A 24,137-nucleotide genomic window follows, 5' to 3' on the forward strand; every position below is an offset into this window, starting at 1 on the left:
GGAAACCCGCGCAACGGACTGTCTCGCAATGATTATTGATCAATTACAAAGGGCTTCTCAGCGTATTCATGCCATTGACGCTGATGCCATTGGGCTACATAAGGATTGACAACAAACTCAGGCTGCTCTCCAGCCTGGACATCAATACGTAGAAAAGAATAGGGTCTTTTGGTATTTCTACCTTTACCATGGCGACCAATAAATAACTGAGACTGCCCTATGGGCTTGGAATCGAGATCGCCATCTTGAAATAACACTGCGCCTTCTCTTCTTTGCCGACGCAAACTATGACCACTTCCACCACAGACAATCCAGTCTGTATATGAATCAGCGTAACCTGTATCTTTAGTATACAAATGCTCCATACAGTGAGCGTGACCTGATAAAACTAAATTTACTACAGATCTGCCTGGCGGTAATTCTCCTATATCTTTGACCACGTTATCAAATACTTGACGCAAGCGATCGCGAATTGCTATAGTTTGTCCCTGATTCCATTTTGTAGCTTCGGTAACATAGGGAGGATGATGGAAAAAAACAATTCTGCCTCGTACAGATTCATCCTGCCAAGATGCGATTAAGCTATCCCTAAACCAATCTAATTGTTCCCAATCAGTTGCTTGTTGCACTTGATTTAGCTGCTTTTCTATATCTCTCTGACTTTCGGCAGTATATTCTAATTTTGCGTAGTAATCATCTATTTGTTCAGCATCTTCATAGTTATTGGGATCGAGCTTGTCCATTGCTGCTTGAATCGCTTCTTCTCGCTTGGCTAACTCACGTTGACGCTCTAATAGTTTGACTCTTTTATTTTTTCCTGCTTCCGTATCAGGAATCACTAAAGGCTCATTGAAAGTATTGGAATCTAAGGCAAAAAAATCAATCCCACCATAGCGAAAAGTATAGTAACGATTGGGCAAGCGAGTAAATTTGCCTGGTTGATAGTTTAAACAGCGATCGCCTTGATGTTTAGCTGTATAGTAATTATCTAAATGCTGTTTTAAATTGACCGTACCTTTAATATCTAATAAATAGTCTAGAAAAGCCCTAGCATAAGCATTTCCTTGCTCTGAGCCGTGCCAACCCACATCTAAATCTAATCTGCCTCGCAGCAATCGACGTGGCAACCAGGTAGCCTGAAACAAGATGCCATAAACAAGAGATAAATCATAGTAGTCGTGATTACCTGGAACAGGGAAAAATGGTAATTTAAACGTTAAGTCATCGTATTTGAGGTGTTGGGGATTTTCTCCGCCAACTAAAAACTCTTTATAAGGATTAATAAAATTATTGTGATAATATTCGCTAGAACCTACTTGATAGACTACATCTCCCATATGCAGGATAAAACGTGATTGCTGATGTTCTAGCATCATCTCGGTAATTTTACGTTGGGGGTGATGTTTTAAGTGTGAGCCACAGCCACTATCACCAATTACTAAAAAAGAAAATTGAGGATTATCTGTATCCTTCTCGTCAATTACTAATTTAGTTTGAGCGATCGCCTCTTCTTTAAATAAAGATTCTTGCCAACGCACTCTACGCTGCATCTGGTCTATCTTGACCGATATTTGCGGATCTGAGACAAATTCAAATTTCATATACGGTTAGCGATCGCCTGATTCATGCAAGAAGTCCATTATCGTTTTTTTGTTCTTACTTTCAGTTACTCTTCCACCTTTTAAGGCTATCTTATGTGCTTCTTTGATTAAGTATTTGATATCAATGCGATCGCTATTATTTACTATTGCTTCAGCTGAGATTTCGGCTATAGCTGTCAATATCCAATTCTTCAATTAAGTATAGTAGATATTTTAGAGGAACGGAGTCAATAGAAAATCATGGAAGTCGTGAATTCAAGGAGAGGAGAAATACTTAATAAAATTGAATATATAAGTATAGACTTGTGGAAACCGTACAAAAGTCTGGTAAAAAAGCTAATGCCAAATGCACAAGTAGTAAGCTGTTATTTACTGAAGAACTTTACTTATAACTCTCCACAACGCTACTAAAACATAACGCCTAATAAGATACCATGTTCGCTCAAACCTTTGAAAGAATAAAAAAAATTCAGAATATTGCCGAATTAAGATTGCCAGTATTATTTTTTGGGTTTGCTGTTTGGGTATCATTTCCGATTTTGGGAATTATTCCCATGCTCTTAGCTATTCAACTAGATTTTTTAAGACCATCTAAAAAGTACAGTAAGCTTTTATCTTTAAATAATTTTGTTTTAATTTTAATCGTTTTAACTATCTCGCTTTATCTTACTAGCATTGATGCTTTTGCTGATACTAAAGTTTATTTAGATATTTATGATAACTTAGACCGCCAAAGTCCTTTTGATAACTATATTGCTAAAGATCGTTCTGAAGTTGTCTTATTTTTATTTTTTGCAATCATTCACTATCTAAGTAATGAATCTACATTTTGGTGCTTATTTTCCTTTGCCTTATTTAATAATTCTGTAATCGTTTTTTATATTAGTAAAAATCTATCGCCGAGGTATTATCCTACTTTACTTATAATTCTCTTTTCTAGTTACTTTTATTACTCACAAGTATTTTATATGCGCCAGTTTTTTTCTCTTGTTTTTGTACTAGCTGCGATCGCTAGTATGGAATCAAATTGGCTTTTATTTTGGATTTTCTCTTTGTTAGCAATTTTTTCTCATACCAGTAGCGTTATTTATATAGGAGTTTGCTTAGGAGTTCAAACAGCAGGAAATATTAGTCAAATTATTAAAAAAATTCAATGGAAAAAAGAAGATAAAATTTTCTTATTGATTGGGTTAGGATTAGCAGTAATTACTTTGCTGTATATTGGATTGCAAGTATATAAAAATCCTCAAAGTGTATATCGATTTATAGGTAGTATTTTAGAGATTGTACCTAAAGCTCAAATAAGTAGATCGATACAGGGTAGAGTCGAAAACAATGATCGACGAGATACGGAACTATTTAGCTTAAATATTTTTCTGGCTATTGCTATTTTGTCTGTAGGAATTTTTATAGTATCTAGAAATTACAAAAAAATTACTCCTAAAATATGGTCTTTTATCTCTATTTATTTTATGTCTTTGCTACAAATTTTGTTTATTTTAGTGACAGGATTTAATCAAAGAATCGTTTATTTATTCTTAGCTTTTTTTGGTTTGTTTTTTTGTATTGGGTTAGATGACCAAAAGTTAAATGAGCCTAATAAAATCAAAAATTTTGCCGTAGTTTCTGCCATAACTATTTTTATGGCGGCATCTAATACATTTAACTTTATTGGGGTTCAAGCAAAGATGCAGGATATTGTAGGCATAACCTTTTTTGATAAGCATCCTTTAGGTATGTCTTTATTTGATTATATTGTTTACTTTTTTCAGTCAATTTAAAAGTTTTGCAGCAAATATTTAGAAGCTGCAAAATTCAATAGCTTTATTTATCTTGCGCTAGTTCAAATATTGGCGTTGCTGAATGAGTAATGATAAGTACTGCACGTAAAGATTCAGATACTAAATTGAGGGATTAAAGAAGGACGTTGGTAATACGGTTTCTATTTGTGTAGGCTACAAATGACTGACTTGGAGACTAGGGGGCTAAGGGATGGGGAGAAAGATTTGTAGCAGCGATTTTTATAATTGGTATAAAAGATCACTGTTTACTGGTTAGTAGAAATTTGCCGATTAAGAATAACAATTTTCCACTGTCCAAGTTGACTAGCTTGAAAAGCAATTTTGCTACCGTCACCGTTGATTGTAGGCTGGGAAACAGAGCCTTTAATGTTTACAGTCAATAGCTCTGTTTTCTGTTGTTGGCGATCGTAGACAAAAACATCTGTTTTTCCTCTTTCCGTAGAAACATAGGCAATATAGCGACCATTATCACTCAAGGCAGGTTGATCTTGACTAGAATCTCGCCGATTGAGGTTGGGCAAAGATACAAGCTGTTTAGATTCTAAGTCGTAAAGAAAGATATTTCTGCGACCACGACGATCTGAGGCGAAAGCTAAGTAACGACCATCCGAACTATAGGCAGGATATTCTTCTACAGAATTGCTGTTGATACCTCCAGGAATAATTTCTGGTTGAACTAATAAACTACTGCTACAACCATTAATTAAAAAAAAACTTAGCAAGAATAATCTTAAAATCATGCTTGACAATCTACCTCCAGATAAACTCGCATTTCTCTGGCAAACTACGGTAAAACATACTACAATCATGCGTTTTATTTTTTAGATAAAGTGTAATTTATCCTCACTTCCCTACTTCTCTATCTTTTGGTTTTTAAAAATTAGCAGACGCAGAACATCAGTTAGTAAACTAATTGTCTAGCCTATTTTTTGATATTGATTTAATATTTGGCAACATTCCAAGATCGCCATTATTTAATTGATTTATAGATAAATTTGACTAAATATATATGCCCTGATTCTATGATTTCTCGTACCAGTAGTTTCACTGTTAATAACAATTAAATTAAAACAATGCTTTTTAGGTGTTTTTACTGTTTTTCTTGTAATATGAATCTTAATTATAAAATTTCCTGAACTCAATATTCTGTTTATCAATGCTATACAGTAAACAACGGTCTAAATATTCATCGACCTTGCTGGTATATAGTAGTACCTCCCGTGTGGTTATTGTCTCCTTACTAATTATTGGAGACATCCTTGGTTTACTATTGTGTTTCAATATAGCTCTTAAATTACGACTATCCAAATCCCTTGACTTAGGTTCGCCAGTTCTCTATGCTTTGATAGCTATATATCTGTTTGGATTATATTTAACCGACACTTACAAGCTAAATAGACAGGTTTCTGGTGTACGCCTTTCAGAAAGAGCCGTCTTAAGTATTGTGATAACTATGGCAGCAGTCACCTCTGGTATCTACCTTACAGGTTTGTGGGGTAGTGAGTTTCTAGTTGGCAGAGGCGTACTATTAATTAGTGGGTGCCTTTTTTCTATTTGGGCAGTAACCAGCCGAATGGTTGCTGATAAATGGTTTAAAGCAAATCAGCAAAATAGTAGATTTTTAGTATTAGGAGACTATCAAAAGGTTATCGAGTTTGGTAAGGAACACCGCAAGCTAAATTCGCGTGCTGAATTTGTTTCCTTTTCAGATAAACTGGCTACCAATAGTTCTAGTTCTCTGGAGCAAAATTTTAGCAGAGGAGATAACAACTCTTTAATTTTAGACAAGATAAATAGTCTAAGCTCAACTTGGAAACAGCAACATTGGTCAGGAATTTTGATTGATGGGGCAGAGCGTAATTTATCTGAGCAAATGATTCGAGAATTAATGGATATAAGGCTCAAAGGGGTATATGTCTATAGCATAGCTGATTTCTGCGAACAGTTTTGGCAAAAAATTCCCCCCGCTTATGTTCAAGATGATTGGTTTGCCTTTACCTCTGGTTTTAACATTTTACACAGCCGCATTAAGGCAAAATTAAAGCAGCTAATCGACTTTTTGGTTGCAGCAGTTTTGTTGATTGCAACTTTGCCTATTACAGTTCCCATTGCCTTAGCCATTAAGTTTAGCAGTGAGGGCCCAATATTTTATTCTCAGATAAGAACGGGTCTAAATGGTAAAAAGTTTCGGGTATATAAATTCCGTTCTATGTACCAAAACGCTGAGGCTAAAGGCATTCAGTGGGCAAAGAAAAAAGATCCTCGCATCACCCGTGTTGGCAACTTTATCCGCTTAACTAGAATTGATGAACTACCTCAACTGTGGAATGTCTTTAAAGGAGATATGAGCTTGGTAGGGCCTCGTCCTGAGCGTCCAGAATTTGATATTAATCTCAGAGACGAAATACCTTACTATGATGTTCGCTATTTAGTTAAGCCAGGGATTACTGGTTGGGCGCAAGTTTGTTATCCTTATGGTGCTTCAGTTGAAGATTCATATCAGAAGGTAGCTTACGATCTTTATTACATCAAAAATTACTCTCTCTTTTTAGACTTATCGATCGCCTTGAAAACTCTTAGAGTAGTGTTCTTAGGCAAAGGCAGATAGTTATCGCAGTACGTTAATCGGCTGAGAAAAAATTCAACTGTTCGTAAGTAATAAGTCTTTTAATACAAGCCCGTATAGCTTTACTTTTCCTAAAAATTACTTGCCAATACAAAAACGGCTAAAAATACGTTCTAAGACAGACTCTGTGACCTCTTCCCCCGTAATTTCCCCTAAAGCCTGAATTGCGCCTCGCAGATCGATTGTCCAGAAGTCTAAGGGTAGTTGATTAGCAACAGTCTCTTGTACCTGCTCTAAAGATGCTTTGGCTCGAACTAAAGCTGCGGCTTGCCTTTGATTAACGGCTATTTCAGCATCAGCAGCAGTTGCTCCTTGATTAACCAAGGACAAAATAGCTTTTTCCAAATCTTCAATTCCCTTATAGTTAGCTGCGCTGGTATGAACTATCTGCTTAATTTCTGAAGGATAAGCATCTTGAGGAATAGCTAAATCAGTTTTATTAATTACTAAAATTAAAGGTCGGTGTTTTACCTGCTGATATATTGCCCGATCTTCGCTTGTCCAGCCTGTGGTTGCATCGATGGTTAACAGAATCAAGTCGGCTTTGGCTGCTGCGGTGCGCGATCGCTCTACACCAATTTTTTCTACCCGATCGGCAGTATCTCTAATACCTGCGGTGTCTAATACCTGAACGGGAATTCCTCCCACAACTAGAGTAGATTCAATCACGTCGCGGGTTGTACCAGGAAGCTCGGTAACAATGGCGCGATCGCTTTTACTCCAGGCATTGAGCAAGCTAGATTTGCCAACATTTGGACAGCCAACGATCGCAACTTTTAAACCACTCCTCAGTAATTCCCCTTGCTCTGCGGTGGCTAAAATATTCTCTACCTGGGTTAAAACAGCCTGTATTTGTTGTTTGGTTTCAGCCTCATTTAAAGGCGGTAAATCATCTTCAAAATCGATCCGAGCTTCTACCTCTGCCAATATATCAAGACAGGCAGCCCGTAACTCATTTATAGGACTGCTTAATTTTCCCTGTATTCCTGCCAAAGCTAATTGGGATGCTTCAACTGACTGGGCAGCAACAAGTTCGGCAATACTTTCAGCCTGGGTTAAATCGATTCTGCCATTGAGGAAAGCCCTTAAGCTAAACTCGCCTGGCTGTGCCAATCTTGCTCCTTGAGCAATAGACAATTGTAAAACTGATTGGACTGCCATGATTCCCCCGTGACAGTGAAATTCAACTACATCTTCACGGGTAAAAGAGCGAGGCGCAAGCATTAATAGTAGCAGTGCTTCATCTACAGTCTCTTTAGTTAGGGGATGGCGGATATAACCATAAATAATTCGATGACTTGACCAATCTTGTTTCCCTGGGGCAGAGAATAGGGCTTTGGCGATCTCTAGAGATTTTGCTCCTGATAAACGAACTATACCCACACTGCCCTGCTGGGGGACAATTGCCGTGGCGATCGCTACTATAGTTTCTCCCTGAATTAAAGACATTTAATTTGCCTGATATAAGCTAGCCTAATACGTTACATATTAACCTTTTAAAGCCTTTGCTCTTGTTGTATAAAGATAAGAGGTAAAAGGTAATAGGTAATAGATTATGAAAAAAGCAGTAGTTTTACTTTCTGGAGGTTTAGATTCGGCTACCACTGCTGCAATTGCTATTGAGCAAGGTTATCAGTTAATTGCTCTTTCTTTTCGTTATGGTCAAAAACATCATAAAGAGATAGAGTCTGCCAAAAAAATTGCCATTGCCCTCAACATCCAGAAGCACTTTATTATCGATGTTAATTTGTCTCAGTGGGGTGGATCTTCATTAACCGATGACTCGATGACTATTCCTCAAGCTGGTTTGCAAGCAGATGTAATTCCCTCTACCTATGTACCAGGGCGCAACACGGTTTTTATTGCGATCGCTCTTTCTTTAGCCGAAGCTCAAAATGCTCAAGCAATTTACCTGGGCATCAATGCAGTAGACTATTCTGGTTACCCTGATTGTCGTCCCGAATATTTGCAGTCGTATCAACACTTAGCCAATTTATCATCTAAAGCTGGAATTGAAGGTCACGCCCCGCAGCTAGTTGCTCCTTTGGTGGAAGATTCTAAAACAGATATCGTGCGTCGCGCCCTAAATTTAAACGTTCCCATTGCCGATACTTGGTCATGTTATCAAGGTGGAGATACTCCCTGTGGTTTATGTGATTCTTGTCGTATCCGCGATCGCGCTTTAATTGAAGTCGGACGCTCTGATTTAGTTACTCAAGCACTTAATTATGATTAAATAATTAATAATTAATTCCCAACTTTATGTTGATAACATTCCTCTTTAGATCATTCCGCAGAGATGCAACGCCCAGAATATTTTAATAGTGAATAAAGTTTGATATACTAATTGAGCATTACGCGAAAGTGTAGGGCGACATAGCCAAGCGGTAAGGCCGTGGATTGCAAATCCATTATCCCCAGTTCAAATCTGGGTGTCGCCTCTGAGTGTTTGTGATCTTGTTAATCACAATGAGAATAAAAGCAAAAAACAGCCAGCACGATAGTAGTCACCATAAATTTTTGGTTGACACTAATCAACAAGGTAACGACAGTGCGATCGCGCTAATTAATTAGCCTTAGACGGGAATTATGGCTCTTTGGCGTATCTTCTAGCAAACAATAGGGACGACTATAAGATAAAGGGGACTCTAATGAATGCTGTACCAAAAAATCGGGATTACTCATAATTTTTTCAGTTGCTCCATCGTATACAATCTGACCTTGACTTAAAACGACAGTGCGATCGCAAAGTTCTAAAGCTAAGTCTAAATCGTGGGTTGCCACTAGTTGAGTTAAAGACAAATTTTTTAATAGCTCAATCAATTGACGACGAGAACGAGGATCTAACTGTGCCGAAGGTTCATCTAAAACTAACACCTGGGGTTCCATTGCCAAAACCCCAGCGATCGCAATTCGTTTTTTCTCTCCCCCCGATAAATTTTCGGTATTTCTTGACCCATAATATTCTGGATCGATATCAACCATCATCATGGCGTTTTTAGCTCGCTCGGCTAACTCTTCATCTCGCCAGCCACGATTTTTAGGACCAAAAGTGACATCATCCCAAACTGTAGGCATAAATAGCTGATTATCTGGATTTTGAAAGACTAAGCCGACAAAATTGCGAATGTCGCGCAAATTATCTGAATCAATTAACCATTCTCCTACTTTAATACTTCCTGATTGGGGCAAAATAATTCCATTGAGGTGTAATTGTAAAGTTGACTTGCCCGAACCATTAGCACCGATAAGTGCTACTCGTTCACCCGCTTCGATGGCTAAATTAATGTTGTTTAAAGCCTTGGTTCCATCAGGGTAAGCATAGGTAAGATTTTTAATAACGATGGGATTGTGGTGCATTAAGATTTGAGTAATTAATTTTTAGGTAGGATGGGCAATAATATTTTTGAGTACGCTATCAAGTCAAATTTGGGTGTTGCCCACCTTACTAGGTTTTCCCTGCTACCACTGCGGTAAATAAATAGCTTGTCCTAGTAATGCTAAAGCTGTGGTCAAGGTAATTACAATTGCATCTCGTCGTCCGCCAGATGGTACTTTTTCGACTACAGGTATTCCCTGATAACCACGGGCTAGCATCGCTTGATAAACTCGTTCTCCTCGCTCGTAAGTGCGAATAAATAAAGTACCCATCATGTTGCCAATAACGAGCCTTTGCCAAACGCTACTATTAGATAGGTTGCGAGACGCAGCAGCTTTACGCATTGCCTGAAACTCTCTAATTAAAACGCCGATATAGCGATACATTGATGCCAAAGTAGCAACCAACAGTGGAGGTACTCGTAAGGCGGTCAAAGCATTAAGCAGGGCTGGAACTGAAGTAGTAAGAGTTAGTATGTTTAGCGTCAGCAGCGATAATAAAGCCTTGGTCGTGACACTACCCAAAACAGTTAAGCCTTCTGTGGTAATTCGTAGTATTCCCCAAGACCAAAGAACTTCACCGCCGTCTCGAAATAAAGTTCCCAGCAGCACAACACCAATAAAAGCAAACTCAACGACGATCCTTTTAAACAATACTTTTTTGGTTACGCGACTGAAAAAAACTACGCCTAATACTCCTAACCCGTAGATTGCCCAAGTCCACCAGCGTCCATTTGGGGTTAGGGCGATCGCAAATACCATGAGTAAGGCACACAATAGACGAGTACGGGGAGCAAGAGAATGCCAGAAAGTAGCTTGTTTGCTATCGATGTCTAAATAAAACGCCCCAAGATGTAGCAATAGCATTCACTTACTTCTTAATTGATTTAATTTGCTCGTTTGTTACTCTTCTCGATGAGAAGAAAGATGATTATCGGCAGATGAATGGGATTTTCTAACCACTAGTTTGCCAACTCCCCACGCCAAACCAAAAGTAACTAAAGTTCCAACTAAACCTGCCATGGGTGTAGCTATTCCTTCGGGTACGCCTTTAAGAGAGTATTCATCGAATACTCGAGCAAAAGGCAATTTGTGGGCTGGTGCGTCTTCAGCAGCGCGATTTCCGAACTTCAAATCTTGGGAAACGCGATCGAGTCCATCGGGATTTGGGCTGGCAAAAGGAGAAACAAAAATGGCAATTAGCAATGCCACACCTAAGCCAGTAATAATAAAAGCGAAGTTACGATCTGGATGTTTATTACTCATAAATTTAAAATCCTATTTAATTAGATCTAATTAACGCTGTACTACTGGGCGTGAACGAGATAATTTGTTTTGGCGAGGATCGTAAAGCAAATCTGGTCGAGTCCGCCAAATAAAACTGACTACCGCTACGGTAATTAATGCTTCGCCGATTCCAATTAGCACGTGCCAAAATGCCATTGCCGATATGGCTACGTTTAGAGGTACAGTTCCTGATAGGGCTAGTTCTGTAGCAGCTACAAGTGAAGCAATAAATACACTTGTCCAAGCACTTATGGCTGTAGCGATCGCCATTCCCCGCCAGCTATCGCGACCGATCGCCGAGCGAATTGCCCGATAAAGATAATAACCGCCAAAAGTGCCTATTAGCCCCATATTGACAATATTTGCTCCTAATACAGTAATTCCGCCGTCTTGGAAGAAAACCGCTTGAACGATAAACACTACGCTTACTACCAAAGTACCCGCCCAAGGACCGAGTAAGATTCCCGCTAACGTCCCTCCGAGTAGATGACCAGAAGTTCCTCCTGGTATGGGAAAATTAATCATTTGAGCAGCAAAAATAAAAGCAGCGCAGACTCCCATAATGGGAACTGTCCGCTCTTGATATTTCGCCTGTACTTGATTCAAAGCGACGGTGATTAGGGCGATCGCAATAACCCAAGTTACTAAACTAACTGGCAGGTTTAAAAACCCATCTGGAATATGCATTGCCAATTGAGGCTGCCAATTCCAAAATAACCAGTTACTGAAAGATATAGTAGATAGCACAATACTAATTGTTTATATTTTGTGGATTTTGGCAATATTTCTAGTTATTGCTATTTCTCTTGTAGATTTTAAGTATCTTTACCGAATAAAAGCAATCCCGTGGGGGGGTATTTTGGCAATTTTTACTAAAAGATTTAACTTTTTACCTATTACTTATTACTTCCGCACAGCAGTATTAGTTAAGAGCTTTTTCTGAGTTTTCGCTTGAGTTCAAAGCAGCAAAATAAGATAATTGCAGTCAACAAAGGCAATAAAAAACGAATTGCTCGATATGCCAAAAGTGAACCTAAAATAGTGGTTGTAGGAATCTTGGGTAACAAAAATACAATGATGGTTTCAAATATACCAATCCCACCAGGAATATTACTCAAAATTGATATAGCCATACTAAACAAATAAATACTAAAAAAGCTCAGGTAAGATTTACCTACATAGTCAGGAATTAGGCAATATAAAACTGCTGTTGCCGATGCCCAATCTAATGAAAATATGGCAATTTGAGACAGCGAAATAGTAAGTTTAGGAAAAGAAATTATGTTTTTGCCAATTCTTAAACGTTTTCTACGTTTGCATAAAAATAGATAAATTCCAATTAAGATTAAACAAACAATTCCTAAATAGCGAATTAGTGAGATATCAAAACTTATAGATTTAGGTAACTGTAGGGGATTAAGAACAAATGTCAGACCACTTAAGGTTAATAGTCCTAACCAAAAACTAAGATTACCTAAAGCAATTATCTTGGCAATACTTTTAGCTGGGACACCCCAGATAGAGTAAAAACGATAGCGAATTCCTCCGCCAATAAGTAGAGTAAAACCTGTAGTGTTGCTAATAGCATAGGTAATAAAGGTGGTAAATAAAATTCGCTTGATACTCAGATAATACTGGAGATGTAGAAAAGCAATTAAATCATAACTACTAATTACTAAACAATTGAGAATAGTAAAAGCGATCGCAGCATATAATTGGCGATCGCTTATTCTAGATAAGCTATCTAAAATATCATCCAGGCTATATCGCCCTAATTCTCGGTTGAGTATGTAAAGACAGAAAACCAGCAACAGAGATCCCAAGACAGGATAAAGCCAACGAGTCAGGCGATCGCGATTCATTAATTAGTTAGAGTTATTGACAGGCACTTCTTGACACTTGGTTAATTTCAGTAAAAACAACTAACAAAAAAGAGAATTATCAAGCAAATTCTCGTAAATATACTGTTGTTATTTATAGCAATAAACAGGATGATAATTCTGTTCACTAAATAAAATAGTTGAATACAAAATTTTTTTGCCGTTAGCCTAGTCCAAGATAAACATTGCTCTTCATAGCTAGCCTAACTATCATAGTCTTGCTCCAGAACCTAGCCTTTAAGCTAGGTTTTTTCTTGTCAAAACAATGAACAATATTGTAAATTGTAACCTTGCAAACATAAAAATTAACTCAATTGCAACCCTAATTAACTAGAATCTCCACCAATTGTGACATTTTTGATTCTTAAGCTAGGGCCACCACAGCCTACAGCAAGACCAGATTGACCTCCTTTGCCACATCCTCCAGATTCGTCCCAAATAAAATCATCGCCAATTGCTTCAATATCAGCCAGAGTTTTGAAAACATTACCAGAAAGAGTAACGTCCTTGACAGGTTCAGCTAATTCTCCATTACGAATCATCCAAGCCTCTCCTGCACTAAAGATAAATATTTCGCCATTTGTCATTCCACCCAACCAATTGCGCGCATAAACTCCCTTAGAGATTCCTTGAAATAATTCTTTTACTGGAGTATTGCCTCTACCAATCCAGGTATTAGTCATTCTGACTATCGGCGAGTAGTGATAGTTAAGACAGCGTGCATTGCCTGTGGGTTTTGTATCTAATTTACCTGCGGTTTCTCTAGAGTGGAGTCTACCAACCAAAACTCCATCTTTAATTAGTTGGGTAGTGGTAGCGGGAGTACCTTCGTCATCATAATAGTAGCTACCCCGATGAATATAGTTCTGCTCGGATTCTCTGGGCGCAGCACCATCAAATATCTGTAAATCATCTGTACCAAAACGTTTTCCCATACTCATTGTTTCGAGCAGATCGGGATTTTCATAAGCCATATCTGCTTCAGATAAATGTCCAAAAGCCTCATGGACAAACAGTCCTGTTAAAATGGGATCGATGACTACGGTATAAATATCCCCTTTAATTTTGGGCAAGGACAAGGCATCTACCGCTCTTTGTGCCGCACTGTTTACCTGTGAGTCTAACTGAGTTAAATCTTCGTAAGCCTGACGAGATCCCGTTGTTTCTCTACCTGTTTGGATTACCTCTTCTTTTCTAGCAGTAGCTGAAAAGCGCATTTCCATATCTGACCAAGATTGCTCAATGACGCTGCCTTCGGATGTGGCGATAATTATCTTTTGGGAACTGTCACTGTAGCCCACAGTGGTAGTGGTTAGACAGTCATGATAACCGCGTAGTAAGTCATTATAGCGATCGCATAACGCTTTTTTATCTGCTAAAGGTATTTCACGAGGATCGCTGCCTTTGAGGGGAATTTGACAGATTGCTTGTACAGGTTCAACTGGGGCGAGTATAGTTTCTGAATCACCTACTATTTTTGCAGCAGCAATTGCCTCCTCAAGTCTAGCTACTAGGGTTGTCAAATCATCGAATGCTGCAAAACCCCAACCACCGCGATAACAGGCGCGAACTTGTCCCCCCAAAGCAATACTCTCGCTTAGGGTTTCTATTTTATTGCTACGTAGAAAGATGTTTGTTTCTTCTGCCTGTTCTAGGCGAATAGTCAAAAAGTCAACGCGATCGCTATAGGCAGCAATCAGTTCAGTTAATCGATTTTTGTGTTCAGCAAATAGCTTAGACATTACAATTTTAAATAGGCTTAAGCTTCAAGTTTACCGCTTTTTCAAGCTCGATAAATTGAACCTAATATTTAACAGCTATCTAAACCTTAATTTTGTAACAAGGGCAAACATTGATATAGTTTTTCATCTAAATACAAAGATTGCGGATAATTAATTGCCAAATCCATAGCTTCCAAAATGATGGCAGCATCACTTTCTTTGGTGCAGAAAGAATTGACTCCCAAAGAATACAAAAGCTCAATTACTTCTGGATGTTGATAATCACTCCAGTGAATAAAACTTGTTTGGGGGGAAATAGCTTTGATTAAGCTCAAGTTATCAGTATCAGATTCTTCTTCAATATCAAAAAATAAGACATCAATGGTCATCTCACCATACATTAAAGAAAATACCTGTTCTGAATTATTTAGCAAAATTACCTGAAGATTTGGTCTGGCAGTTTTTATAAGTTGATTTAACTGTTGTCCTTGTCTATGAGATTCAATTATGACGACGTTTAAGGATTTAAATGATGATGGTTTTGGGGCTAAAATATCATCTAGCATAATTTTTAAAACGTATATTTTGCGTATATTTATTTAGATATTATTACCTACATTATTACACGTCTTATTTATCCTTAAGTATTTTTACGGTCAATTGTTGAAAACTTGATATAATTGCCTCTCTTTTTAAAATTTGTTTAAAGATCTGATCTAGGTATTTAGACGCTCAGGACGAAATAGTTGATTTAAAATATTTAAATCAATAGGCATATTCTTTACATTCTGTTACAGTAGTGAGCGTAATTAAAAAATCGGGCAAAAAGCTCAATCAAAAATATAAGCTATGATACCAGTTCGGTTTTTGATTAAGACTTATTTTGCTTGTGTTAGATATTAGCTTTTAGCTCTCAGCCATTAGCTTTTAACTATTGCTGACAAATTTTTTTTGTAACTCAAGCTCATTTTTGATAATGTCTATCAATCCAATTAGAATTAATGGCGAAAAATCATTCATTGTCGAAAAGCTGCCAAAAATTTCCTTAATACCCAATAAAAATAGCCAAATTTTGTGTCAGCTTGATTTTATAAATTCTCATCAATGGCTGCTGTTAGGTATTATCAGTACTATCTGTTTAGTTTTTATTATTGTTTCTTGTACTTGGATTGCCTAAACAAAGATAATAAATAAATATTGAAGCTACTAAGTTATTTTCAACTATAGATAGCTGGCAAAAAGATAAACTAAAGGCGCAATAGCGATCGCAGGTAAAAAAGAAGCGACGCGAATTTTAACAATTTCTAATAAGTTAAAGCCGATCGCCATAATTATTAGACCACCAATGCCCGTAATTATTAACAGATAGGGATTATTACTAGGATCGGGAATAGTATCGGCTACTAAACCAACAATTAAAGATAATCCGCCTTGATAAATCCCAATTACTAAGATAGAAAAAGCAACTCCAATGCCATAAATATTAGCCAGAGCAATAGAAATCACTCCATCCATAGTTGCTTTTAAAGTTAATAAAGTATTGTCGCCATTTAGACCATTATTAAAACTACCAATCAAAGCCATTGGACCAACACAAAATAACAAACTACTAGCAACAAAACCTTCGGTAAATAATCCTTTGCCGCGAAACTTTTTCTTGAGCCAATTACCAATATTGGTGAGTTTTTCTTCAATTTGCAATAATTCTCCCGCAACCCCTCCCAGCACTATTGACAGTAGTCCTAAAATTGCGCCATCAATACCTCCAGACTGAACTTTGCCTAGACTGTTTGCCATAGTTAAACCAATCCAAATCGTCAATAAGCCAATGCCTTGAGTAATGATAGTTTGGAGCTTAGGAGAAAGGCGATCGCTGAGTAATAAGCCCAGACTACTCCCTAACAAAACGGTAAGAACATTAATCCAGGTACCGCTTGTCTTCGCCCAAAAGTTTAAATTCGCAATCAAGTAGATTGATAAAATAACGTTCAAATAAATATTTATCTAAGCCTGCGTAGATTATTACATAATGAAGCTTTAACCTGGACAAATAAGGTTTTAAGGATGTTCAAGTTTTACTTTGGTCTTTAGTGATGCTGATGTAAGATATATCCTGGGAATCAGATCGGCAAATATAAAAGAATAATATCAGGAGATAGCTTTGGATAATAATCAGCCTGAAAAGTTAGCAGAAGTTTTGAAGGTGGCTCGTTCTGTCGCCTGGGGAGCAGCAGACATTCTTAGCTCTTTCTATCATAAAGATACTTCTGACTTGGATATTAAAAATAAAAAGGATGGTCCTGTTACTGACGCTGACATGGCTGCGAATAAATATATTCTTGGTCGGTTTAAAGAAGAGCTAGGTACAGAAGATTTTGGTTACTTGTCCGAAGAAACTTTTGACGTTAAAAAAGCCGAACCAGTTGACCACGATTGGGTTTGGATTATCGATCCTTTGGATGGTACACGAGATTTCATTGACAAAAATGGTGAATATGGGATGCACATCGCCTTGGTTTATCAAGGTCGCCCTGTAATTGGAATTGTAGCTATTCCTGAAGCCGAAAAAGTTTATTTTGCCTCAAAAGGTAATGGTACTTTTGTGGAAACTAAAGATGGTACGGTTACACCGATCAAAGTATCTGAACGTAACACTATTGAGAATCTATATTTAATCGTTAGTCGATCGCACCGTGACGATCGCTTTCAACAGCTAATCGATCGCTTGCCCTTTGCAGGTAAGAAATATATGGGTGGAGTTGGAGGAAAAATTTCTACCCTTTTAGAACAAGAATCAGATGTTTATATTTCACTCTCAGGTAAGTCGGCAGCTAAAGATTGGGATTTTGCTGCACCAGAATTGATTCTCACCGAAGCAGGTGGCAAGTTTACCTATGTCAATGGTGAACCCGTTTATTATAATCAGGGAGATGTGAAACGCTGGGGTTGTATTGTAGCTACTAACGGACATTGCCATGAAGAACTTTGTACTAAAGCCAGTGCTATTATCGATGAGATCGATCGTGGATAATATGTTTGGTTAGGCTAAATACTCTAGCAGCAGGTAATTTTTGCTTCTTGAATTTAATCATGATTTCTTGGAGTAAGCTAAATATCTAGAAAAATATTCTTGATAAACAACGGTATTGATTCAAATACTATTTATCCCGATCTAAAGGCTGCTGCTGCTGCGGTGTGTCGTAGGTGGTGTGAGCAACATGGCTATAGCGATTGTTTCTATCAACAGGGAAGTTGGTGGGCATTTCCTGCTAACGGCGTGCTGCCTATCAAAATTTATGATGTAATCGATCTAGAGCATACTAAAGCCGAGCGGATTCAAGTTAAATATTACTCTATTGCTCTATCAGTTGCCTTACTTCCAGATGGCTGTATTGCACCTCATAATCATCCTGAGATTTAATTTATTTGCCAGCGTTCGAGATGATAGGCACTATCCCAAAACATCCATTCAAACTGAGAAGCGCGATAAAATACCTGATTCATTAAAGCCAATTCGGAATTGCTAGCCTTAGTTGCCATGTCATTTGCCACGTTAATGACACTTTCAACAGATGCTTCAAAATCTTTATCAATATAGGTATCAATCCATCTTTGATAAAAATTATCTTGCTCATTTACCTGTTGATAAATATGTTTGCCTACTTCCAAGTAAATCCAAAAACAAGGCAAAACAGCAGCAACGCTAATAGGAAAACTATGTTGATAGGCAGTGGCTAATAAAAAATTAGTGTAATTCAAACAAGTAGGAGAAGCTTGACTGGATAATGCTACTTCTGGCGAGATATTAAACTCCCGAAAAAACTCTGTATGTAAACTACGTTCAACGGCGATCGCAATTTGAGCATTAAGAGCAAACTCTAACTGTAAGTCGGCAGTTGGTGCTTTGGCAGCAATAATAGCTAATACGCGGGCAAATTCCCCCAAATATATGCCATCTTGAATTATGTAATGCTGAAATATCTCTTTGCTTAATGAACCTTGCTCAAGCTGCTGAATAAACTCCATCTTCAAGATAGAGCTATAGATGTTATCAATGTTGTCCCAAGCCTGAGCAGAAAAATTCATATACACATTAAATATTGAACCTTAAGTATATTGACTGCGAAAAACTATTGAATATAATCTATGATTCGATTTGTACATCTAGCTAATCAGCTTGTCATATTTTGCATGAGTACAAACCCACACCCCTGAAATACCATCTTTAACTTCAACTTTCAATGGCTCTATAACCTTTCCCAGCAAGAATCGATCAATATTGTCTAACCTTTTTGAAGTGTAGCGATTGATGTCATGGATCTGTTTTTAGCAATTCATAATTTTCGTCTGCTATTCGCTTATAGACATGACTTAATGAGCTTTGGTTTAGTATTATCCAATTTTATCAGAAAGTCTCAGTCAGATTTTGTTTAGAGATTTTGCACTCACTCAATTGATAGCTTTTTCGGCGATCGCACTCAAGCAGCGATTTTTGCTACTCAACGTCGATTTTTGTAGTAACTGTCTAAATATTTGACAAAGTATTTAACCAATTGCTATTATTTATAACAATTGTTCGATATAAATAAAATATGCCCAAGATTGTCGACCGCGATCGCTATCGAGAAGAATTACTTAGTAAGTGTTTCGATCTCTTCGCAGATAAAGGTTATGGTTCGGTAACGATGCGTCAAATAGCCGAAGAATTAGAAGTTTCTACAGGAACTTTGTATCATTATTTTCCTAGCAAAGAAGCATTGTTTGAGCAGTTAGTAGAAGCGTTGTCTCAAAAAGACATTAATCAAGCATTGAAAGAATTGGATGGAATGCAAACACTGCAAGAAAAAGCAGCAGGAATTGGAGAATATTTGCTTAAAAATGAAGATTATTTTATCAAGTGGACTTGTATTATGGTCAATTTTTATCAACATCAAGACGCTAAAGAATTTAAAAAAAGTGGTGTATTTAGGCGAGCAAATGAAAACTACGCTAAGGCAATTTACGATCTATTAGGTGTTAAAGATAGAGCATTGGCTATATTTATTTATTCTTTTATTGATGGTCTAATTCTCGAAAGATTATGGGGAGATGAATCAGTTTCTGTTCCCGAACAATGTCAATTATTAGGCAAAATGCTTACTGCTTATTTAGAAAAGTAAGATTTACGTTGTTGTACAAAAACTTAGAAAAAATTTTATTTCTGTTAAGGAAGAAGAAATTATGACTTTTAAGCTATTTGTGAAATCTAGAAATAAATGGTTAATTAGTTCGATAATTACCGCTACTGCCATTACTGGTGGAATTACAATCTACGGCATTTCTCAGTATGGACAAGTAAATCAAACGACATCAAATTCAGTGCCAACTAAACCGCTCGCGCCGAAAATAACCTCATTAGGAAGACTCGAACCAGAAGCAGAAGTAATTAAATTATCTGCACCCTTAGCATTAGATGGCGATCGCCTTGCGGAATTATTAGTAGAAGAAGGCGATCGCGTTAAAGCAGGACAAGTAATTGCTATTCTCGATTCAAGAGATTCCTTGCAAGACGCAGTGCAGCAAGCACAAGAACAAGTAAAAGTTTCTCAGGCTAAACTCGCTCAAGTTCAAGCTGGTGCTAAATTGGGGGAAATTCAAGCTCAAAGAGAACAGATTTCTCGCTTAAAAGCCGAATTAATTGGCGAAATTAAAAGTCAAAATGCAGCGATCGCTAGTTTACAGGCACAGGTAAATAATGCCCGCAGTGAATACAATCGTCATCAGCAACTATATCAAGAAGGTGCGATCGCAATTTCGACTTTAGACAGCAAACGTCTGGCTTTAGAAACGGCACAAGAACAATTGAAAGAAGCACAAGCAACGCAAGATCGCACCAATAGCACTCTTAAAGCGCAGTTAGCCGAAGCTAAAGCAAATTTAGATCAGATTTCTGAAATTCGTCCAGTAGATGTTAATGCAGCACACACCGAAGTTAATAGCGCGATCGCTGTCTTAAACAAAGCAAAAACTGACTTAGCACAGGCTTACGTTCGTGCGCCGATGGATAGTCAAATTCTTAAAATTCAGACGCGATCAGCGGAAAAGATAGGCGATTCGGGTATTGTCGAATTGGCACAAACGGATTCCATGATAGCCATAGCTGAAGTTTATCAGAGTGATATTGCTAAAGTAAAAGTGGGACAGTCAGCAGAAATTACTGGTCAAGCTTTTGAGGGAATAGTCAGAGGCAAGGTCGTTCAAATTGGCTTACAGGTTAGCAGACAGGATGTATTTAGCGATCGGCCTGGAGAAAATTTAGATCGCCGTGTGATTGAAGTAAAAATTCGTCTCAATCGAGAAGACAGCAAACGGGTTACTGGTTTGACTAATTTACAAGTGCAGACAGCAATTAGCAGCGCAAGGCTTGCGCCCTGAAAAATAATGAGCGATCGCCTTTTTCTTTCAATTTATTTATATCGAACGTTCGATCGTATACGAACTTGAAATGATGTCCACAGATAAATATTTGCTTGCTAATCACTTAATAAACAGATGAGATTGATACTATGTTTTCTAAACTATTTCGCAGAACACCGTTAGCACTTAGACAAGTAGTGAAAGACAAGACTCGTTTAATGGTGGCGATCGCGGGAATTGCTTTTGCAGATATCTTGATGTTTGTGCAGATGGGATTTGAAAACGCGCTTTACGATGCTGCAATTAAACCGCATTTGAGTTTACAGGCGGATTTGGTGATGATTAATCCCCAATTTCAAACTCTATTTTCCGTCAAAGATTTTTCTCGCGATCAACTTTATCAGACATTAGGAAATAACGCAGTTAAATCAGTTAGTCCTGTTTATATCTCCACTGGACAATGGCGCAATCCCCAAACGAGACAGGAAAGAGCAATATTAGTCTGGGGAATCGATCCTACTGTCAGTGCGTTTAAGTTTCCTGAAGTCGAGCAAAATCGAGATAGTTTAAAACAATTAAATCAAGTATTATTCGATCGCGCTAGTCGTCCCGAATATGGTGCAATTCCAGACTGGTTAAAACAAAAAGGTAGTGTCGAAACTGAGATTAACGATAAAGAGATCGCTGTCAAAGGATTATTTACTCTTGGTTCGTCTTTTGCTGCGGATGGCAATATTATTACTAGCGACTCAACCTTTTTGCAAATTTTCCCCCAACGCCAAAGCGATCGCATTGACGTTGGCTTAATTAAATTAAAGCCTAAAGTCGATCCCAAACAGGTGCAGTTGCAATTAGAAGCAATGTTACTCCATGATGTCAAAATTTTAACCCCCAAAGAATTTGCTGAAATTGAAAAACAATATTGGGCAAACGGTACAGGTATCGGCTTTATTTTTGGACTGGGTGTAATCGTAGGTTTTATTGTCGGTATCATCATTGTCTACCAAATTCTTTACTCCGACGTTTCTCAACATCTGCCTGAATACGCCACTCTCAAAGCAATGGGTTATAGCGATCGCTATTTATTATGGGTTTTGCTACAAGAAGCCTTACTTTTGGCTTTATTAGGTTATTTTCCTGGACTGCTTCTGGCTTTCGGACTTTATCAAATTGCCTATGCTGCTACTCTACTGCCGATCATTATGAAGTTAGAAACAGTAATATCCGTTTTGATCCTAACTATAGTCATGTGTAGCGTTTCAGGAGCGATCGCGATGAAAAAACTGCGCTCGGCAGATCCAGCAGATGTTTTTTAAAAAAGTAAAAAGTAATTTTTCAGGTAACAAGTAGCTAGTAGCAAACTAAAATGATTATTTCTATCGACAATCTCAATCACTATTTTGGTGCAGGCGCGCTTCGCAAACAGGTCTTATTCGATATCAATTTAGAGATCAAAACAGGAGAAATTGTAATTATGACAGGGCCTTCTGGTTCTGGTAAAACTACTCTTTTAACCTTAATGGGTGGCTTGCGCTCGGCACAAGCAGGAAGTTTAAAAATATTAAAACAAGAAATCTACAATGCTAGTAAACGACAATTAACCCAACTTCGCCGTCAGATTGGTTATATTTTTCAAGCGCATAATTTAATGACCTTTTTAACAGCTAAAGAAAATGTGCGTATGTCTTTAGAATTGCATAACGAAATTTCAGATCGAGATTTAGATAATAAAGCGATCGCTATCTTAGAAAAAGTTGGCTTAGAAAATCGGGTTGATTACTATCCTGAAAGTTTATCAGGAGGACAAAAACAAAGAGTTGCGATCGCCCGCGCCCTTGTTAGTAATCCTAAAATAGTTTTAGCAGATGAACCGACTGCTGCACTCGATAAAAAATCTGGGCGGGATGTAGTAGAGTTAATGCAGCAGTTAGCTAAAGAACAAGGTTGTACCATTCTTTTAGTTACTCACGATAACCGTATTTTAGATATTGCCGATCGCCTTGTTTATCTGGAAGATGGTCGTTTGATTCAAAATTGAGTCGACAAATATCCGTATGGGCAGCTTGGTAACTTTTATAATCAAGTATTTAGGCAGCAGAAGATAAATTATATTTTGCACTCACGACGCTACGATAATACTCCTGTAGCTGCCTAGTAGCAGCAGCCCAACCCCATTGTTCAGCTTCAGAGCGAGCATTTTGACGTAATTTTTCTCTTATTTTTGTAGCTGATAACAAAGATTTGGTGGCGTTAATTGCACCATCAGGATCATCTGGTTCAAACAAATAACCATTCACTCCATCTGTCACAATATCAGGAATACCGCCCGAACGAGCAGCCACTACAGGACAACCCGCAGCCATTGCTTCGAGTAAAACTAAGCCTAGGGTTTCGGTGCGGGAAGGGAATACAAAAGCATCAGCAGAAGCAAAAGCCGAGGCTAATTCTAATCCTTGTAAATAACCAACGAAATTAGTCTTTGTACCTGCAAAATGCGCCTCTAATGACTCTCTGCTAGGACCGTCTCCCACTATAGCCAAACGAGCTTCGGGAATGGCTTCGAGTACAGGCTTGATCTGATCGATCTGCTTTTCTGCTGAGACTCGACCAACATAGAGCAATAAAGGAGCATCAGGGTTTCCTTGAGATAGGCGCGATCGCATTTGGGCAGAAGCTAAATGAGGCTGAAACATTTCTGTATCTACCCCCCGTTGCCACAAGTCCACCCTTTCAATGCCATGATTGACTAATTCTTTGACCATCACGCTAGAGGTACAAAGATTTAATCTAGCTTTATTATGAGCAGCCTTTAATAATTCCCACAGCAGCCCTTCTAAAGCACCTAAGCCGTAATGCTGAAGATATTGAGGTAAATGAGTATGATAAGAAGCTACTAAAGGTATGTTCATGGTTTTAGCGTAGTAAATACCGCCCACTCCTAAAAATGCAGGATTTACTACGTGGATCAAGTCTGGCTGAAATTCTTTGATCGCATTTTTTGTTCCTAGAGGCAAAGCTAATTTGAGTTCTGGATATAAAGGCAGAGGAACACCACGCACACCATATACTTTTGCTCCTTTATACTCGCTTAAGCCACCTTCTGGCGCAACTACTAAAACGCGATCGCCATTTCTTTCTAAATGCTCAATCGTATGTTTAAGACGAGTAACAATACCATCAACCTTTGGTAAAAACGTTTCTGTAAAAAGGGCAATACGCATAATTTGTCAATTATAAATAGAGTCAGTCCAGAGTAGAAGATAATTTAGTAATACTGTAGGTTGCAATTTTTAATCTTGATTAAGATTTTACAGCTATTTTTGGCGAAATATGCTAACAATTTCTTATGTTCTCATTAATTGTCTTAACAAAGCAAAAACTGCTGCCGAGAAAAACCAGAACAGGTTAGTATTTTTCAATGACTCTTAAAGTTTTGATACGGATTT

25 protein-coding genes and 1 tRNA gene are annotated in these 24,137 nt (G+C 37.9%); 12 read left to right on the forward strand and 14 right to left on the reverse strand.

Annotated elements, in window-relative coordinates; genetic code table 11:
- Positions 1-32: 32 nt before the first annotated feature.
- Together SLP02_RS00965 and SLP02_RS00970 are read right to left on the reverse strand one after the other, a co-directional pair.
- A complete protein-coding gene (locus tag SLP02_RS00965) occupies positions 33-1,601 on the reverse strand; it encodes a metallophosphoesterase family protein (RefSeq protein WP_319418785.1) in 1,569 nt (522 codons plus the stop codon).
- 6 nt (positions 1,602-1,607) lie between these two features.
- Positions 1,608-1,781, reverse strand: coding sequence for a hypothetical protein (locus SLP02_RS00970; RefSeq protein WP_319418786.1), 174 nt, complete (start codon positions 1,779-1,781; stop codon positions 1,608-1,610).
- 60 nt (positions 1,782-1,841) lie between these two features.
- On the opposite strand from SLP02_RS00970, the gene SLP02_RS26355 reads away from it, so the two are divergent.
- Positions 1,842-2,012, forward strand: coding sequence for a transposase (locus SLP02_RS26355; RefSeq protein WP_413467071.1), 171 nt, complete (start codon positions 1,842-1,844; stop codon positions 2,010-2,012).
- A gap of 23 nt (positions 2,013-2,035) precedes the next feature.
- Positions 2,036-3,382, forward strand: coding sequence for an EpsG family protein (locus SLP02_RS00975; protein ID WP_319418787.1), 1,347 nt, complete (start codon positions 2,036-2,038; stop codon positions 3,380-3,382).
- Positions 3,383-3,648: 266 nt separating this feature from the next.
- On the opposite strand, the gene SLP02_RS00980 is transcribed toward SLP02_RS00975, so the two are convergent.
- Positions 3,649-4,143 (reverse strand): TolB family protein, encoded by a 495-nt coding sequence (locus SLP02_RS00980; protein ID WP_319418788.1) that lies wholly within the window; start codon positions 4,141-4,143, stop codon positions 3,649-3,651.
- Between the two features lie 416 nt (positions 4,144-4,559).
- On the opposite strand from SLP02_RS00980, the gene SLP02_RS00985 reads away from it, so the two are divergent.
- Positions 4,560-6,011: a sugar transferase gene (locus tag SLP02_RS00985; RefSeq protein ID WP_319418789.1), complete on the forward strand. Its 1,452-nt coding sequence runs from the start codon at positions 4,560-4,562 to the stop codon at positions 6,009-6,011.
- Positions 6,012-6,107: 96 nt separating this feature from the next.
- On the opposite strand, the gene mnmE is transcribed toward SLP02_RS00985, so the two are convergent.
- Positions 6,108-7,478 carry a tRNA uridine-5-carboxymethylaminomethyl(34) synthesis GTPase MnmE gene (gene mnmE, locus SLP02_RS00990; protein WP_319418790.1) on the reverse strand — a complete coding sequence of 457 codons (1,371 nt, stop codon included), beginning with the start codon at positions 7,476-7,478 and terminating at the stop codon, positions 6,108-6,110.
- Between the two features lie 103 nt (positions 7,479-7,581).
- On the opposite strand from mnmE, the gene queC reads away from it, so the two are divergent.
- Together queC and SLP02_RS01000 are read left to right on the forward strand one after the other, a co-directional pair.
- Positions 7,582-8,265, forward strand: a complete 684-nt coding sequence (queC, locus tag SLP02_RS00995; RefSeq protein ID WP_413467302.1) for a 7-cyano-7-deazaguanine synthase QueC — start codon at positions 7,582-7,584, stop codon at positions 8,263-8,265.
- A gap of 134 nt (positions 8,266-8,399) precedes the next feature.
- A tRNA-Cys gene (locus SLP02_RS01000) sits at positions 8,400-8,470 on the forward strand.
- 121 nt (positions 8,471-8,591) lie between these two features.
- Here the strand turns inward: SLP02_RS01000 and SLP02_RS01005 are convergent.
- From SLP02_RS01005 to SLP02_RS01035, 7 genes are all read right to left on the reverse strand, one after another.
- On the reverse strand, positions 8,592-9,389 hold the full coding sequence (locus SLP02_RS01005; RefSeq protein WP_319418792.1) for an energy-coupling factor ABC transporter ATP-binding protein: 798 nt from the start codon (positions 9,387-9,389) through the stop codon (positions 8,592-8,594).
- A gap of 102 nt (positions 9,390-9,491) precedes the next feature.
- Entirely contained in the window at positions 9,492-10,274 is a 783-nt protein-coding gene (gene cbiQ, locus SLP02_RS01010) for a cobalt ECF transporter T component CbiQ (RefSeq protein ID WP_319418793.1), read from the reverse strand.
- 36 nt (positions 10,275-10,310) lie between these two features.
- Complete coding sequence (locus SLP02_RS01015; protein WP_319418794.1) at positions 10,311-10,673, reverse strand: PDGLE domain-containing protein; 363 nt, start codon at positions 10,671-10,673, stop codon at positions 10,311-10,313.
- Positions 10,674-10,703: 30 nt separating this feature from the next.
- A complete protein-coding gene (gene cbiM, locus SLP02_RS01020) occupies positions 10,704-11,381 on the reverse strand; it encodes a cobalt transporter CbiM (protein WP_413467303.1) in 678 nt (225 codons plus the stop codon).
- A 239-nt stretch (positions 11,382-11,620) separates the two neighbouring features.
- A complete protein-coding gene (locus SLP02_RS01025; RefSeq protein ID WP_319418796.1) occupies positions 11,621-12,556 on the reverse strand; it encodes a lysylphosphatidylglycerol synthase domain-containing protein in 936 nt (311 codons plus the stop codon).
- 344 nt (positions 12,557-12,900) lie between these two features.
- Positions 12,901-14,316, reverse strand: coding sequence for a TldD/PmbA family protein (locus SLP02_RS01030; RefSeq protein WP_319418797.1), 1,416 nt, complete (start codon positions 14,314-14,316; stop codon positions 12,901-12,903).
- A gap of 86 nt (positions 14,317-14,402) precedes the next feature.
- Complete coding sequence (locus tag SLP02_RS01035) at positions 14,403-14,861, reverse strand: DNA-binding response regulator (protein WP_319418798.1); 459 nt, start codon at positions 14,859-14,861, stop codon at positions 14,403-14,405.
- Positions 14,862-15,271: 410 nt separating this feature from the next.
- On the opposite strand from SLP02_RS01035, the gene SLP02_RS01040 reads away from it, so the two are divergent.
- Positions 15,272-15,472, forward strand: coding sequence for a hypothetical protein (locus SLP02_RS01040; protein ID WP_319418799.1), 201 nt, complete (start codon positions 15,272-15,274; stop codon positions 15,470-15,472).
- A 44-nt stretch (positions 15,473-15,516) separates the two neighbouring features.
- On the opposite strand, the gene SLP02_RS01045 is transcribed toward SLP02_RS01040, so the two are convergent.
- A complete protein-coding gene (locus SLP02_RS01045; RefSeq protein WP_319418800.1) occupies positions 15,517-16,263 on the reverse strand; it encodes a DUF554 domain-containing protein in 747 nt (248 codons plus the stop codon).
- A gap of 193 nt (positions 16,264-16,456) precedes the next feature.
- Here SLP02_RS01045 and SLP02_RS01050 point away from each other — a divergent pair, with 193 nt between their 5' ends.
- Complete coding sequence (locus tag SLP02_RS01050) at positions 16,457-17,326, forward strand: 3'(2'),5'-bisphosphate nucleotidase CysQ family protein (protein ID WP_319418801.1); 870 nt, start codon at positions 16,457-16,459, stop codon at positions 17,324-17,326.
- Between the two features lie 99 nt (positions 17,327-17,425).
- Complete coding sequence (locus SLP02_RS01055; protein WP_319418802.1) at positions 17,426-17,716, forward strand: hypothetical protein; 291 nt, start codon at positions 17,426-17,428, stop codon at positions 17,714-17,716.
- Here the strand turns inward: SLP02_RS01055 and tenA are convergent.
- Positions 17,713-18,381 carry a thiaminase II gene (tenA, locus tag SLP02_RS01060; RefSeq protein WP_319418803.1) on the reverse strand — a complete coding sequence of 223 codons (669 nt, stop codon included), beginning with the start codon at positions 18,379-18,381 and terminating at the stop codon, positions 17,713-17,715. The genes SLP02_RS01055 and tenA overlap by 4 nt on opposite strands.
- A gap of 506 nt (positions 18,382-18,887) precedes the next feature.
- Here tenA and SLP02_RS01065 point away from each other — a divergent pair.
- The 4 genes from SLP02_RS01065 (at position 18,888) to SLP02_RS01080 (ending at position 22,729) form a co-directional block, all read left to right on the forward strand.
- Entirely contained in the window at positions 18,888-19,454 is a 567-nt protein-coding gene (locus tag SLP02_RS01065; protein ID WP_319418804.1) for a TetR/AcrR family transcriptional regulator, read from the forward strand.
- A gap of 61 nt (positions 19,455-19,515) precedes the next feature.
- Complete coding sequence (locus SLP02_RS01070) at positions 19,516-20,709, forward strand: ABC exporter membrane fusion protein (protein ID WP_319418805.1); 1,194 nt, start codon at positions 19,516-19,518, stop codon at positions 20,707-20,709.
- A 131-nt stretch (positions 20,710-20,840) separates the two neighbouring features.
- Positions 20,841-22,007, forward strand: a complete 1,167-nt coding sequence (gene devC / locus SLP02_RS01075; protein WP_319418806.1) for an ABC transporter permease DevC — start codon at positions 20,841-20,843, stop codon at positions 22,005-22,007.
- 50 nt (positions 22,008-22,057) lie between these two features.
- On the forward strand, positions 22,058-22,729 hold the full coding sequence (locus SLP02_RS01080; protein ID WP_319418807.1) for a DevA family ABC transporter ATP-binding protein: 672 nt from the start codon (positions 22,058-22,060) through the stop codon (positions 22,727-22,729).
- Between the two features lie 49 nt (positions 22,730-22,778).
- Here the strand turns inward: SLP02_RS01080 and SLP02_RS01085 are convergent, their stop codons facing one another.
- Complete coding sequence (locus SLP02_RS01085; protein WP_319418808.1) at positions 22,779-23,912, reverse strand: glycosyltransferase; 1,134 nt, start codon at positions 23,910-23,912, stop codon at positions 22,779-22,781.
- Between the last annotated feature and the right edge of the window lie 225 nt (positions 23,913-24,137).

This window comes from Pleurocapsa sp. FMAR1, from assembly GCF_963665995.1.
Lineage (GTDB): Bacteria > Cyanobacteriota > Cyanobacteriia > Cyanobacteriales > Xenococcaceae > Waterburya.